The 13,453-nt window shown below is 65.3% G+C and carries 13 protein-coding genes; 12 read left to right on the forward strand and 1 reads right to left on the reverse strand.

Features of this window, described 5'->3' with window-relative positions:
* The first annotated feature begins 139 nt into the window (after window positions 1–139).
* From nagZ to QU595_RS06140, 10 genes are all read left to right on the forward strand, one after another.
* Window positions 140–1,159 (forward strand): beta-N-acetylhexosaminidase, encoded by a 1,020-nt coding sequence (nagZ, locus tag QU595_RS06095; RefSeq protein WP_315919779.1) that lies wholly within the window; start codon window positions 140–142, stop codon window positions 1,157–1,159.
* Window positions 1,160–1,225: 66 nt separating this feature from the next.
* Window positions 1,226–2,023, forward strand: a complete 798-nt coding sequence (locus QU595_RS06100) for a ScpA family protein (protein ID WP_315920737.1) — start codon at window positions 1,226–1,228, stop codon at window positions 2,021–2,023.
* A complete protein-coding gene (gene scpB, locus QU595_RS06105) occupies window positions 2,020–2,763 on the forward strand; it encodes an SMC-Scp complex subunit ScpB (RefSeq protein WP_315919780.1) in 744 nt (247 codons plus the stop codon). Before QU595_RS06100 ends, scpB begins: the two co-directional genes overlap by 4 nt.
* 126 nt (window positions 2,764–2,889) lie before the next feature.
* Entirely contained in the window at window positions 2,890–3,114 is a 225-nt protein-coding gene (locus QU595_RS06110) for a twin-arginine translocase TatA/TatE family subunit (protein WP_315919781.1), read from the forward strand.
* 47 nt (window positions 3,115–3,161) lie between these two features.
* The gene (gene tatB / locus QU595_RS06115; protein WP_315919782.1) at window positions 3,162–3,956 is read left to right on the forward strand and encodes a Sec-independent protein translocase protein TatB; all 795 of its coding nucleotides are present in this window, start codon (window positions 3,162–3,164) and stop codon (window positions 3,954–3,956) included.
* The gene (gene tatC, locus QU595_RS06120; protein ID WP_315919783.1) at window positions 3,953–4,792 is read left to right on the forward strand and encodes a twin-arginine translocase subunit TatC; all 840 of its coding nucleotides are present in this window, start codon (window positions 3,953–3,955) and stop codon (window positions 4,790–4,792) included. Before tatB ends, tatC begins: the two co-directional genes overlap by 4 nt.
* A gap of 92 nt (window positions 4,793–4,884) precedes the next feature.
* Window positions 4,885–6,189 (forward strand): serine--tRNA ligase, encoded by a 1,305-nt coding sequence (gene serS / locus QU595_RS06125; RefSeq protein ID WP_315919784.1) that lies wholly within the window; start codon window positions 4,885–4,887, stop codon window positions 6,187–6,189.
* On the forward strand, window positions 6,189–6,947 hold the full coding sequence (gene surE, locus QU595_RS06130; RefSeq protein ID WP_315919785.1) for a 5'/3'-nucleotidase SurE: 759 nt from the start codon (window positions 6,189–6,191) through the stop codon (window positions 6,945–6,947). The genes serS and surE overlap by 1 nt, the downstream gene beginning before the upstream one ends.
* Window positions 6,944–7,606 (forward strand): protein-L-isoaspartate(D-aspartate) O-methyltransferase, encoded by a 663-nt coding sequence (locus QU595_RS06135; RefSeq protein WP_315919786.1) that lies wholly within the window; start codon window positions 6,944–6,946, stop codon window positions 7,604–7,606. Before surE ends, QU595_RS06135 begins: the two co-directional genes overlap by 4 nt.
* A gap of 107 nt (window positions 7,607–7,713) precedes the next feature.
* Window positions 7,714–9,246 (forward strand): peptidoglycan DD-metalloendopeptidase family protein, encoded by a 1,533-nt coding sequence (locus QU595_RS06140; RefSeq protein ID WP_315919787.1) that lies wholly within the window; start codon window positions 7,714–7,716, stop codon window positions 9,244–9,246.
* A gap of 115 nt (window positions 9,247–9,361) precedes the next feature.
* Here the strand turns inward: QU595_RS06140 and QU595_RS06145 are convergent, their stop codons facing one another.
* Window positions 9,362–10,231: an ATP-binding protein gene (locus QU595_RS06145; RefSeq protein WP_315919788.1), complete on the reverse strand. Its 870-nt coding sequence runs from the start codon at window positions 10,229–10,231 to the stop codon at window positions 9,362–9,364.
* Between the two features lie 245 nt (window positions 10,232–10,476).
* Between QU595_RS06145 and yajC the strand changes: the two genes are divergently transcribed.
* Both yajC and secDF read left to right on the forward strand, forming a co-directional pair.
* The gene (yajC, locus tag QU595_RS06150) at window positions 10,477–10,815 is read left to right on the forward strand and encodes a preprotein translocase subunit YajC (protein WP_315919789.1); all 339 of its coding nucleotides are present in this window, start codon (window positions 10,477–10,479) and stop codon (window positions 10,813–10,815) included.
* A 76-nt stretch (window positions 10,816–10,891) separates the two neighbouring features.
* Window positions 10,892–13,444: a protein translocase subunit SecDF gene (gene secDF / locus QU595_RS06155; protein ID WP_315919790.1), complete on the forward strand. Its 2,553-nt coding sequence runs from the start codon at window positions 10,892–10,894 to the stop codon at window positions 13,442–13,444.
* Window positions 13,445–13,453: the final 9 nt, after the last annotated feature.

Here is a 13,453-nt window from a genome sequence, read left to right on the forward strand (position 1 = left end):
GCCGTTTTGCTTTTGGACCTGCCGGAATGCTTCCATGCAACCACGAACGCTCTGGCGTCCGTATTCGGCGGGCTCCGACCGCAAAGATTGTCCGAACGACGTGATTCCGCGCGGCCATGAAACGCTCTAGACTCCGGACATGACCGAATCACAGACCCTCATCCTCGGCTGCGCCGGCAAATCGCTCACCCGCGAGGAAAAGACCTTCTACCGCAACGAATGCCCGTGGGCGTTCATCCTCTTCGCACGTAATATCGGCGAGCCGGAGCAGATCCGCGATCTCGTGGCCGAGATGCGCGATTGCGTCGGCCGCGAGGAGGCGCTGGTCTTCGTCGATCAGGAAGGCGGACGCGTGCAACGCCTGCGCCCGCCGCTGGCGCCGAACTATCCGGCGGCCGGCGCGGTCGGGTCGCTCTATCGCGAAGACGAGGAGGCCGGGCTGCGTGCCGCCTGGCTTCTGGGCCGGCTCCATGCGTTCGACCTGCTGCGCTACGGCATCAGCGCCGATTGCCTGCCGGTGCTCGACGTGCCGGTGGAAGGCGCAAGCGACGTGATCGGCGCGCGCGCCTACGCCAAGGATCCGGGCATCGTCGCCGCGCTCGGGCGGGCGACGGCCGAAGGGCTGATGGCCGGCGGTGTCCTCCCGGTGATGAAGCACATGCCCGGCCATGGACGCGCCGTTTCCGACACGCATTTCGAACTGCCCACGGTGACGACGCCGCTCAAGGAACTGCGTAGCCACGATTTCGCCCCCTTCAAGGCGCTGAACGACCTGCCGATGGCCATGACCGCGCATGTCATCTATAGCGCAGTCGATCCGAAGGCGCCGGCAACCACGTCCGGCAAGGTGGTCGAGGAGATCATTCGCGGCGAGATCGGCTTCGATGGGCTCTTAATGAGCGACGACACCTCGATGAAGGCGCTTTCTGGGGATTTCCCGGCGAAAGCGGCTTCCATCCTTGCGGCGGGGGTCGATCTCGTCCTTCACTGCAACGGCGTCATGGAAGAGATGGCGGCGGTGGCATCGCGGGCAAGGCCTTTGGAAGGCAAGTCGCTGGAGCGCGCCAACCGCGCCCTGGCCTCGGTCAAGAGCCCGGACGGCAAGGACGAAGCCGGATTGCGCGCCGAGTTCGCGGAGTATTTCGAAGCGGTGGCATAGCCGCGAGGAGAGTGGACGGGACAATTGGCCCAGACGTTGGACCCCAAGGCCGCCAAGGCCGCGCCGATGGACAGCCTGTGGGCCGACAACGACGAGTCGCGCGCTGCCGGCGACCCGGAACTGGTGGTCGATGTCGCCGGCTTCGAGGGTCCGCTCGACCTGCTGTTGCATCTCGCCCGCAGCCAGAAGGTCGATCTTGCCCGCATTTCCGTGCTGGCGCTGGCCGAGCAATATCTGGTCTTCATCGAGAAGGTGAGGGCGCTCAGGCTGGAACTCGCCGCCGACTATCTGGTCATGGCGGCGTGGCTGGCCTTCCTGAAGTCGAAACTGCTGATCCCCAAGCAGCAGGACGCGCCCGGCGAGAGCGGCGAGGAACTCGCCGCCGTGCTGCAATTCCGCCTGCGCCGGCTGGAGGCCATGCGCGAGGCGGCCACGCGGCTGGTCAACCGCAATCGGCTCGGCCGCGACGTGTTCGCCCGCGGCATGCCCGAAATGGTGATCGTGGAAAAGCGCAACGAGTTCTCGGCCACGCTCTACGATCTGCTGACGGCCTATGCCGCGCAGCGCCAGCGCCAGGCCATCAGCAATGTGAAGATCGCCAAGCGCGGCGTGTGGTCGCTCAAGGAGGCGCGCGCCATCCTGACCAGGCTGGTCGGCTCGCTCGCGGACTGGACCGCGCTGGACAGTTTCCTCGTCGAATATCTTGCCAGGCCGGAAGACCGCCGCACGGCCATCGCTTCCTCCTTCGCGGCGACGCTGGAACTGGTGCGCGAAGGCACCATGGAGATGCGCCAGGACGAGGTGTTCGCGCCGCTCTACCTGCGCGGGCGCCGCCGCGCCGGGCCGGTCGAGGCCATGCGATGAGCGACGGCGGCAAGGCATCGATCATCCCGTTCCCGCTGGAGGACGGGCCGGGCGCAGCGATCTTGCCGGACAATCCGGCCGCGCGGCTGCATCTGGCCGAGGCGGTGCGCATGGCGGAGGCGATCGTCTTCGCCAGCGCCGAGCCGGTCAGCGAGAAGCAGATCGCCCAGCGGCTGCCGGAAGGAACGAACGTGCCGGCTGCCATGGCCGAACTGCAGAGGATTTATGCGCCGCGCGGGGTCAATCTCGTCCGCATCGGCGACGGCTGGGCCTTCCGCACCGCCGGCGACCTCGCTTTCCTGATGAGCCGCGATTCCGTGCAGCAGAAGAAGCTGTCGCGCGCGGCGCTGGAGGTGCTGGCCATCATCGCCTACCACCAACCGGTGACCCGCGCCGAGATCGAGGACATACGCGGCGTCGAGACGTCCAAGGGCACGCTCGACACCTTGCTCGAGACCGAATGGGTGAGGATGCGCGGCCGCCGCAAGTCGCCGGGCCGGCCGGTCACCTACGGCACGACGGACAGATTCCTCGACCACTTCAACCTGGAAGAGATCCGCGATCTGCCGGGCATCGAGGAATTGAAGGGGGCCGGCCTGCTTTCGACCCGCATGCCGGCGAATTTCTCGGTGCCGCTGCCGCCGGCCGATCCCGACGAATTGACCGAGGACGAGGACCCGCTGACGGATATCGACCTGGAGGAACTGGGTCTTTTGACGCCGCGCGTCACGGAAGAGTGAGCGATCCGAAGGGCTTGTCGGCGCCTGTGCGGCGTTCCGGCGCATTTCTATGCGTAGTTCCGTTTGAAACCGGACGCGAAAGCGCATAGATCAGTTCTGAGGGAAGCAGTTCGAGAGAGACATAGAATGGGTTCGTTTTCGATTTGGCACTGGCTGATCGTTCTGGTGATCGTTCTTCTGGTGTTCGGCCGTGGCAAGATCCCCGAGCTGATGGGCGATATGGCCAAGGGCATCAAGAGCTTCAAGAAGGGCATGGCCGACGACGACGACGTGGCCGAAAACAACCGCACCGTTGAACACCGCTCCGACGAGACCGTGTCGTCGGTGAAGGAAAAAGCCAGCAAGAGCTGAGCGGGCAGGCAAGCGAGCGGTTCGGTCTCTGGTCGGAACGGAAAGCCATGTTTGAAGTCGGCTGGAGCGAGATGCTGGTGATCGCGGTCGTCATGATCGTGGTCGTCGGCCCGAAGGATTTGCCGCAGATGCTGCGCACCATGGGCCGCATGGCGGCCAAGCTGCGCAACATGGCGGGCGATTTCCAGAAGCAGTTCAACGAGGCGCTCAAGGAAGCGGAACTCGACGACGTCAAGAAATCCGTCGACGAGCTTCGCGGCCTCAATCCGATGGCGCAGATCAGGCGGCAGCTCAATCCCTTCGAGGAGGCCGCGGCCGACGTGCGCGCCGGCCTCGACCAGGCGATGAAGCCCAAGCCTGCCGATCCGGTCATTCCCGCCGCCACGGATGAGGCCCAGCCGGCCGAGCCCTTGAAGAACGGCGCCACGGCCATGCCCGCGGCGGACGTGCCGCCGGCCGCGCCCGCTGCTGCGGTTGAGGGCGAAGCGGCCGCCCCGGCGGGCAAGGCGAAAACCAGAACGACGACTGCCAAGGCCGATACGGCCAAGACCGCTCCGGTCAAGGCCGGCGCGGCCAAGGGTGCCGCGAAGCCCAAGGCGGCGAAACCCGCCGCTGCAAAGGCGCCGTCGGCAAAAGCTTCGGCCGCCAAACCTGCCGGTTCCGCCGCAACGGCGTCCGCAACGGCGCCGGCAAAGGCCGATTCCGCAGCCTCGGCTCCTGCCGCTCCTGCCAAAGCCGCCAAGGCTCCTGTTGCTTCGGGCAGGAAGACAGTCGCGGCAAGGGCCGCTGAAAAGGCCGCGCCGGGCAAGGCCAAGAGGGAAACCAAGGGGACCCCCAAGTGAGCCTGACCGACCGCGACAGGGAAGAAATCGAAAAGTCGTCGGCCCCGCTCATCGAACATCTGATCGAGTTGCGGCGTCGGCTCATCTGGTCGATCGCCGGCTTTTTCGTGGCGTTCCTGGTCTGCTTCTTCTTCGCCAAGAAGCTGTTCAACCTGCTCGTCATCCCGTTCAAGTGGGCGACGCAATGGGCCGGCCTCGACACCCATAAGGTCGAGCTGATCTACACCGCGCCGCAGGAATTCTTCTTCACGCAGATCAAGCTCGCCATGTTCGGCGGCATGGTCATCGCCTTTCCGCTGATCGCCACGCAGATCTACAAGTTCATCGCGCCGGGCCTCTACAAGAACGAGCGCGCAGCTTTCCTGCCCTTCCTCATCGCCTCGCCGATCCTGTTCCTGATGGGTGCCGCGCTCGTCTACTTCTTCTTCACGCCCATGGTGATGTGGTTCTTCCTCGCCATGCAGCAGACCGGCTCCGACGGCAACGTGCAGATTTCGCTGCTGCCCAAGGTGTCGGAATATCTCAGCCTGATCATGACGCTGATCTTCTCGTTCGGCCTCGTGTTCCAGCTTCCCGTGGTCACCAGCCTGATGGCGCGTGTCGGCCTGCTGTCCTCGCAGACGCTTGCCGACAAGCGCAAATGGGCGATCGTGCTGGCCTTCGTGGTGGCCGCGGTGCTGACGCCGCCCGATCCGATGAGCCAGATCGGCCTCGCGCTTCCCACCATCATCCTCTACGAAATTTCGATCTGGACCGCGCGCATGATCGAGCGCAACCGCGAGCGCGACAGATTGGCCCGCGAAAAGGAAGAAGACGGCTCGTCGTCGGCGTCATGAATTGCCTCGTATGCCGGCATTCGGCCGCATACCGCCTTGCATGAATTGAAGATGCGGTTTACCCCGCTCTGCGCCGTTTTGAGGATGGGACGATGCTCGACATCAAGTGGATTCGCGAAAACCCGAACGCTCTGACCGAGGCGCTGGCCAAGCGCTCGTGGTCCGACGACGAGGCGCGGTCCACGGTCGATGCGGTGATCGGGGCCGACGAGGCGCGGCGCGCTCATCTCGCCAAGCTGCAGCAGATGCAGGAGCGCCGCAATGCCGCCTCCAAGGAGATCGGCAACGCCATGCGCGCGGGCGATGCCGCGCTTGCCGAGAAGCTGAAGGCCGAGGTCGGCGAGATCAAGACGTTCATCCAGAACGGCGAAGCCGAGGAGCGCCGTCTCGACAAGGAACTGGACGATCTTCTGACGGTCCTGCCGAACGTTCCGCTGGAAGACGTGCCTGTCGGCAAGGACGAGCACGACAATGTCGAACTGCGCAAGGTCGGCCATGTGCCGCCGCGCCCGAACTGGGCCAGGGAGCACTTCGAGATCGGCGAAGCGCTCGGCATGATGGATTTCGAGCGCGCGGCCAAGCTTTCCGGCGCCCGCTTCACCGTGCTCAGGGCGCAACTGGCGCGTCTGGAGCGCGCGCTCGGCCAGTTCATGCTCGACCTGCACACCACCGAGCACGGCTACACCGAGGTGCAGCCGCCTTTGCTGGTGCGCGACGAGGTGCTGTTCGGCACCGGGCAACTGCCGAAATTCGCCGAGGACCTGTTCTTCACCCCACACGGCGAAAGCCGGCTGGGCCTCATCCCTACCGCCGAGGTGCCGCTGACCAACCTGGTGCGCGAGGAAATCGTGGCGCATGAGAAGCTGCCGTTGCGGTTGACCGCGCTCACGCCCTGCTTCCGCTCCGAGGCCGGTTCCGCAGGCCGCGACACGCGCGGCATGTTGCGCCAGCATCAGTTCTACAAGGTCGAGCTGGTGTCGATCACCGACGCAGAAAGCGCCATCGCCGAGCACGAACGCATGACCGAATGCGCCGAGACGGTGCTGAAGCGGCTCGGCCTGCCGTTCCGCACCGTGGTCCTGTGCACCGGCGACATGGGTTTCGGCGCGCGCAAGACCTACGACATCGAGGTGTGGCTGCCCGGCCAGAACGCCTATCGCGAAATCTCGTCCTGCTCGGTCTGCGGCGATTTCCAGGCCCGGCGCATGAACGCTCGCTACAAGGACCGCGACGGCAAGGGCAACCTTTTCGTGCATACGCTGAACGGTTCGGGCGTGGCCGTCGGCCGCGCGCTGATCGGCGTGATGGAGAATTACCAGAACGAGGACGGCAGCGTAACCATTCCTGAAGTCCTGCGTCCCTACATGGGTGGGCTGGAAAAAATCGAACGGCGGTAATGCGCATTCTTCTCACCAATGACGACGGCATCCATGCGGAAGGCCTCGTCTCGCTCGAACGGATCGCCCGCACCCTGTCCGACGATGTCTGGGTGGTGGCGCCGGAAACCGACCAGTCCGGCTATGCGCATTCGCTGTCGATCTCGGAGCCGCTCAGGCTGCGCCGCGTCGGCGAGAAGCATTTCGCCGTGCGCGGCACGCCCACCGATTGCGTCATCATGGGCGCGCGCAATATCCTTCCCGGCATGCCGGACCTGATCCTGTCCGGGGTCAATTCCGGCGCCAATGTCGCCGACGACGTCACTTATTCCGGCACGGTGGCCGGCGCCATGGAAGGCGCGCTGCTCGGCGTGCGCTCCATCGCGCTCAGCCAGTCCTATTCCTATGCGGGCGAGGACCGTATCGTTCCTTACGAGACTGCCGAGGCGCTCGCGCCGGCCTTGCTGGAGCGCCTGATCGCGACGCCGCTGCCGCAGGGCGTTCTCCTCAACGTCAACTTCCCCAACTGCGCGCCGAACGAGATCGCCGGCACCGCCGTCACCTCGCAAGGCAAGCTCGTTCACGGCCTCTGGATCGACGAGCGCCGGGATGGCCGCGGCTTGCCTTACTTCTGGCTGCGCTTCGGGCGCGAGCCCGCCGAGGCCAAGGCCGGAACCGACCTGCACGCCATGCGCAACCGGCTGGTTTCGGTGACGCCGCTGCAACTCGACCTCACCGCGCACGAACTGCGCGACCAACTCACCAAGGCGCTTGCATGAACCAAACGCTGGCCGACGATGAAGATCGAGAGGGCTTTGCGGCCTTCCTGCTAAGGCTTCGCGGCAAGGGTATCGTTCCGAAGCCGCTCATCAGCGCTTTCGAGGCCACGCCGCGCCGCTCCTTCCTGCCGGCCCAGTTCCACTCGATTGCCTGGAGCGACCGCATGTTGCCGATCGAATGCGGCGAGGCGATCGAAGGCGCCGACATCCAGGCGGCGGTGATCGCGGCCCTTGCGCCGGAAAGCGGCAGCCGCGTGCTGGAAATCGGTACCGGCTCGGGTTTCACCGCCGCCGTCATTTCCAGGCTGGCGGGGCGGGTGGTGACGATAGACCGCTACAAGACGCTGGTCGAACAGGCCAAGCAGCGTTTCGAGGCGCTCGGCATCACCAATGTCATCGCCAGGCAAACGGACGGGTCCAACGGTCTCGTCAACGAAGGGCCGTTCGACCGCATCGTCGTGTGGGCGGCCTTCGAGAGCCTGCCGCGCTTCCTGCTGGAGCAATTGTCCAGCGGCGGCACCGTCATCGCGCCCATCGGTCCGTCGGAAGAAGAACAGGTCGTGGCCAAGCTCACCAAGGTGGGCAGCCGCTTCGAGCGCGAGGATATCGGCATCGTGCGCCTGCAGCCCATGCTGCCGGGCACGGCCGCCGTCATCTGAACACATGTTTTAAGAAAATTTTCGGCTGATTCTAACGGCTTAACCGACCGGTAACATTAACGCGCTTTAATCAAACCCAGTCAGTACCGGGTATGCGGGTAAGTGCGATGCAGCTCACAGTTTTGAAGGCCAACGGACGCAATCTGGCGCGCGGTTGCGCCTTGCTGGCGATCGCCGGCGCCCTTGCCGGATGCAGTTCTCAAGCTCTGAGATTTGGCGATGCGGTGGACGGTATCTCGACCGCCTCGACGTCGAATCAGCGTTCCATCATAGACAAGCAGTCCGCTGCCCAGCAGCCCTATCCGGGCGACAGCGGCTGGTCGGCTTCCGCGCCTTCCGCCCCGGGCGGTGGCTATAGCAGCGGCACGGTCAGCCGCTCGGGCCTCACGCCCGTCACTTCCCAGCCGCTGCCGCAGGTCTCGCAGGCGCAGCCGGCCGCAACCGCTCCGGCAACCCCGGCCAGCCCCAAAGTGGACCGGGTCGCGACGGGAACCGTCAAGCCGGCTGAAAAACCCTTCAAGTCTGCCGAGCCCGAAGCCGTCCGCACGGCGAGCGCCGGCGGCGAGGCCCATGGCTGGTCCGCCGTGGGCGGCACGGTCATCACGGTCACCGATGGCGAAACGCTGCTCGGCCTGTCGCGCCGCTTCAATGTCCCTGCCGCCGCGATCAGGTCGGCAAACGGTCTGGGCGAGGGCGGGGTGTTGAAGTCCGGCCAGAAGATCATCATCCCGGCCCGCTCCAAGGCCGGGACGACGGTCGTCGACGCGAAGCCGGGCAAGGCCCCGCAGCCGCAGAAGCTGCCGTCGGACAAGGTGGCCGTGCTGCCGCAGCAGCCCAAGGTCAAGGAAGGCAAGGCGGTTCCGCCGGCGGACGCCGCGGCAAACGCCAAGGACCCGGTCGCCAAGCCTCAGCTTGCGAGCGCCGCCGGCCAGGCCAACACCGGCACCTACACGGTGCAGCAGGGCGATACGCTGTCGGCGATTTCCAGGAAGACCGGCGTCAGCGTCGCCGCGCTGAAGCAGGCCAACGGCATGAACGACGGCCTGGTCCGCATCGGCCAGACGCTCAAGCTTTCGGGCGCCGGAGCCGCGCCGGCCGCCGCTCCGGCGGATGCCGCCGCGAAGCCTGCCGCGGTCGATCCGGTCCAGACGGCTTCGACGCCGCAGCAGCAGAAGACCACGCCCACCGAGACGGTCGCCTCCTATACGCCGCCGAAGAAGGCGGAGAAGGTCATCAGCCAGGCGGAGGACGACAATGTCGCCGCGCCCGATTCCACCGGCATCGGCAAGATGCGCTGGCCGGCACGCGGGCGCGTCATTGCCGGCTTCGGCAAGGGCAGCGACGGCATCGACATCTCGGTGCCGGAAGGCACGCCGATCAAGGCCGCCGAGAACGGCGTCGTCATCTATGCCGGCGATGGCCTGAAGGAATTCGGCAACACGGTGCTGGTGCGCCACGAGGACGGCCTCGTCACCGTGTACGGCCATGCCAGTTCGCTGGGGGTCAAGCGCGGCCAGAAGGTCAAGCGCGGCCAGGAAATCGCCGTATCGGGCATGAGCGGCAGCACGGATGCGCCGAAGCTGCACTTCGAGGTACGCAAGAACTCGTCGCCGGTCGACCCGAACACCTACCTCGAATAGAATAAGCACAAGACGATTGCGGGCCGCTTGGACCTCCAGTCCGGCCCGCCGGCTTGCCCGCTCCCGAAAGGGGCGGGCCTTTTCTGTCCCGGCGGCCTGCGCGTTTGCCGGAGAACTACAGCGGCTTGCCGAGCCGGCCGGCGAGATCCTGGATGAACTGCCAGGCTACGCGGCCGGAGCGGCTGCCGCGGGTGGTGGCCCATTCGAGCGCTTCGGCGCGCAACTGGCCGGCCTCGATCTCCAGTCCGTAATGGCGGACATAGCCCTCCACCATGTCGAGATAGTCGTCCTGCGAGCATTTGTGGAAGCCGAGCCACAGGCCGAAACGGTCCGACAGCGATACCTTTTCCTCCACGGCCTCGGAGGGATTGATGGCGGTGGAGCGCTCGTTGTCGATCATGTCTCGGGGCAGGAGGTGTCGCCGGTTGGACGTTGCATAGAAGATGACGTTGGCGGGGCGTCCCTCGACGCCGCCCTCGAGCGCCGCCTTGAGCGACTTGTAGGAGGTGTCGTCATGGTCGAATGACAGGTCGTCGCAGAACAGGATGAAGCGACAGGGCGCGGCCTTCAGGAGGTTCATCAGCTTGGGCAGCGTGTCGATATCCTCCCGGTGGATCTCGATCAGTTTCAGCGGGGCGGACGCCTTGCCCGAAGCGTTGATGGCGGCATGGACCGCCTTGACGAGCGACGACTTTCCCATGCCGCGCGCGCCCCACAGCAGCACGTTGTTGGCGGCGAACCCCGAGGCGAAGCGCGCGGTGTTGTCGAACAATATGTCGCGCACGCGGTCCACGCCGCGGATCAGGTCGATATCGACCCGGTTGACCCGCGCCACCGGCTCCAGATAGCCCGGCTCGGCCTGCCAGACGAAGCAGTCGGCCGTTTCGAAGTCCGGGGAAGCGGGACTCGCCGGCGCAAGGCGCTCCACGGCCGCGATCAGGCGATCGAGCTTCTCGGACAGCGCTTCGATGGAATTGTCTGGCATGGCTTCCCCCAGGGTCCTCGGTCGGGCGAAATCTTCGGCCGGTGAACGCCGAATGAGTGTACCGTACGGTACGGTTCTGTCACAGGGCACTAGGTTTTGCAAGCCGCGCCGCGCCCGATGCGGCGCGCGTCCATAAGACACGGGCAATAAGGCGGCGAACGGTTGCATTGGCGGCTTTACCGACTATATTCCGCCGGAATTTTCATGGGCCGGCTGCGGCTTTCCTCACGTTTCAGGAGTTTTTGATGTTCGTAACACCGGCATACGCCCAGGGCGTCGGCGGTACGCCTGATATGTTCATCAGCGTCTTGCCGTTTGTGCTGATCTTCGTGATCATGTATTTTCTCATCATCCGGCCGCAGCGCACGCAGATGAAGAAGCGCGGCGAAATGCTTGCCGCGGTGCGTCGTGGCGATACGGTCGTGACCGGTGGCGGTTTTGTCGGCAAGGTCACCAAGGTGATCGACGACAACGAACTCGAGATCGATCTGGGCGGCGGCACCAAGGTCACGGCATTGCGCTCCACGATCGCGGATGTCCGGGTCAAGGGCGAGCCGGTGGCGAACCAGAACGCCAAGAAGTAGCCGGCCCGGGTCCCGACCCTAGATAACCGGATTGAATGCGGGTTGCCGCCAGCACCGCCTGAACGGATCGTAACACATGCTTTATTTCTCGCGCTGGAAGGCAATCCTGATCTGGCTGGTCGTTGCCGCCACGTTCCTGCTGGCCGCGCCCAACCTGTTCTCGCCCGAGACGCTGGCCAAGCTGCCCAGTTGGGTGCCGAAGCGCCAGATGGTGCTGGGCCTCGACCTGCAGGGCGGTTCCCACATCCTGCTCAAGATCGACCAGAACGACCTGATCAAGGACCGGCTTGAGACCACGCGCGACGAAATCCGCACGCTGCTGCGCGACGCCAAGATCGGCTACACCGGCCTTTCCGGGTCGGGCAGGGTGGTGCAGGTCCGCATCCGCGACGCTTCGCAGGTCGATGCGGCCAAGGAGGCGCTGAAGTCCCTGACCACGCCGGTTTCCTCCGGCCTGTTCACGGGCGGCGCCGTGACGGAGCTGGCGCTGGACGAGCCGGAACCCGGCCTGCTGCGCTATACGTTGACCGATGCCGGCCTCACCTACCGCACCTCCACCGCGCTGGCGCAGTCGATCGAGGTCGTCAGCCGCCGTGTCAACGAACTCGGCACCACCGAGCCGATCGTGCAGCGCCAGGGCGATGACCGGATTCTGGTGCAGGTGCCCGGTCTGCAGGACCCGCAGCGCCTGAAGGAGATCCTCGGCCAGACCGCCAAGCTGACCTTCCAGATGGTCGACCAGTCCATGCCGGTGCAGGAGGCCATCAACGGCCGTCCGCCGGCCGGCGACACGGTGATGTATTCCAAGGACGATCCGCCGGTTCCCTATCTGATCGAGAACCGCGTCATCGTTTCGGGCGAGAACCTCGTCGACGCGCAGGCCACCTTCGACCAGCGCACCAACGAACCCGTCGTTTCCTTCCGCTTCGACGCCAAGGGCGCGACCCGCTTCGGCCAGGCGACGCAGCAGAACGTCGGCAAGCTGTTCGCCATCATCCTGGACAACCAGGTGATTTCGGCGCCGCAGATCCGCGAGCCGATCCTGGGCGGCACCGGCCAGATTTCGGGCAATTTCACCGCCCAGAGCGCCAACGACCTCGCCGTGCTGCTGCGCGCCGGCGCCTTGCCGGCCAACCTGTCGGTCATCGAGGAACGCACGGTCGGTCCCGGCCTCGGCCAGGATTCCATCCACGCCGGCAAGATCGCCGGCCTGATCGGCTCGGTGCTGGTCGTGGCCTTCATGTTCGTGGCTTACGGCTTCCTCGGCTTCCTGGCGAACATCGCGTTGGCCGTGCACGTGGCCATGATCATCGCGCTGCTTTCGCTGCTCGGCGCCACGCTGACGCTGCCCGGCATCGCCGGTATCGTGCTGACCATCGGCATGGCCGTCGATTCCAACGTGCTGATCTACGAGCGCATTCGCGAGGAGCGACGAAACGGGCGCTCGGTCATCCAGGCCATCGATTCCGGCTTCACCAAGGCGCTGGCCACCATCATCGACTCCAACGTCACTTCGCTGATCGCGACCGCGGTGCTGTTCTATCTCGGCACCGGCCCGGTGAAGGGCTTCGCCATCACCTTCGCAATCGGCATTTTGACCACGGTCTTCACCGCGGTGACCTTCACGCGGCTGCTGGTGTCGATCTGGGTGCGCCGCGCGCGGCCGAAGGAACTGCCGCGCGCGCCGGTCACCTTCGTTCCGGCAGGCACGAAGATCCCCTTCATGGGCATCCGCCGCTGGACCTTTGCCCTTTCGACCGTGCTGTCGATCCTGTCGGTCGTCCTGTTCATGACAGTGGACATGAACTACGGCGTCGACTTCAAGGGCGGGTCGCTGATCGAGGTCCAGTCCAAGAGCGGGCCGGCGGATCTCGGCGACATTCGCACCAAACTGTCCGGACTCAACATCGGCGAGGTGCAGGTGCAGCAGTTCGGCGATCCGACCGACGTGCTGATCCGTGTCGCCACGCAATCCGAAGGCGACAATGCCGAGCAGAGCGTCATCGACAAGGTGCGTGCCGAGCTGCAGGACACTTATGATTTCCGCCGCGTCGAGGTGGTCGGCCCGACAGTCTCCAGCGAACTCGCCAGGCAGGGAACGATCGGCATGCTGGTCGCCCTGGTCGGCATCCTGATCTATGTCTGGTTCCGCTTCGAATGGCAGTTCGCCGTCGGCGCCATCGTGGCCACGGTCCACGACGTGGTGATGACGCTGGGCTTCTTCGTCATAACCGGCATCGAGTTCAACCAGTCGTCGATCGCGGCCATATTGACCATCATCGGCTATTCGCTGAACGACACGATCGTGGTCTACGACCGCGTGCGCGAGGATATGCGGCGATACAAGAAGCTTTCCATGCCGCAACTGCTAAACACGGCCATCAACGAGACGCTGTCGCGAACGACCCTGACCGCCGTCACGACCATTCTGGCGCTGCTGGCGCTGGTGCTGTTCGGCGGCGAGGTGATCCGTTCGTTCACGCTCGCCATGCTGTTCGGCGTCGTGTTCGGCACCTACTCGTCGATCTTCATCGCCGCGCCGCTGCTCATCCTCTTCCATCTCCGCCCCACGGCGAGCGGCGAAGCGGAAGGGGACAAGCCGGTCGGCGGCAAGGCGTTGACGACCTGAAGACCGGAT

It is taken from the genome of Mesorhizobium sp. SP-1A, from assembly GCF_032460275.1.
In the GTDB taxonomy this organism is placed as follows: Bacteria; Pseudomonadota; Alphaproteobacteria; order Rhizobiales; family Rhizobiaceae; genus Mesorhizobium.

What these genes read in the sequence shown, in the direction of transcription:
- nagZ (WP_315919779.1), top strand. Translation starts at nt 140, where the DNA reads ATGACCGAATCACAGACCCTCATCCTCGGCTGCGCCGGCAAATCGCTC.
- QU595_RS06100 (WP_315920737.1), top strand. Translation starts at nt 1,226, where the DNA reads ATGGACAGCCTGTGGGCCGACAACGACGAGTCGCGCGCTGCCGGCGAC.
- scpB (WP_315919780.1), top strand. Translation starts at nt 2,020, where the DNA reads ATGAGCGACGGCGGCAAGGCATCGATCATCCCGTTCCCGCTGGAGGAC.
- QU595_RS06110 (WP_315919781.1), top strand. Translation starts at nt 2,890, where the DNA reads ATGGGTTCGTTTTCGATTTGGCACTGGCTGATCGTTCTGGTGATCGTT.
- tatB (WP_315919782.1), top strand. Translation starts at nt 3,162, where the DNA reads ATGTTTGAAGTCGGCTGGAGCGAGATGCTGGTGATCGCGGTCGTCATG.
- serS (WP_315919784.1), top strand. Translation starts at nt 4,885, where the DNA reads ATGCTCGACATCAAGTGGATTCGCGAAAACCCGAACGCTCTGACCGAG.
- surE (WP_315919785.1), top strand. Translation starts at nt 6,189, where the DNA reads ATGCGCATTCTTCTCACCAATGACGACGGCATCCATGCGGAAGGCCTC.
- QU595_RS06135 (WP_315919786.1), top strand. Translation starts at nt 6,944, where the DNA reads ATGAACCAAACGCTGGCCGACGATGAAGATCGAGAGGGCTTTGCGGCC.
- QU595_RS06140 (WP_315919787.1), top strand. Translation starts at nt 7,714, where the DNA reads ATGCAGCTCACAGTTTTGAAGGCCAACGGACGCAATCTGGCGCGCGGT.
- QU595_RS06145 (WP_315919788.1), bottom strand. Translation starts at nt 10,231, where the DNA reads ATGCCAGACAATTCCATCGAAGCGCTGTCCGAGAAGCTCGATCGCCTG.
- yajC (WP_315919789.1), top strand. Translation starts at nt 10,477, where the DNA reads ATGTTCGTAACACCGGCATACGCCCAGGGCGTCGGCGGTACGCCTGAT.
- secDF (WP_315919790.1), top strand. Translation starts at nt 10,892, where the DNA reads ATGCTTTATTTCTCGCGCTGGAAGGCAATCCTGATCTGGCTGGTCGTT.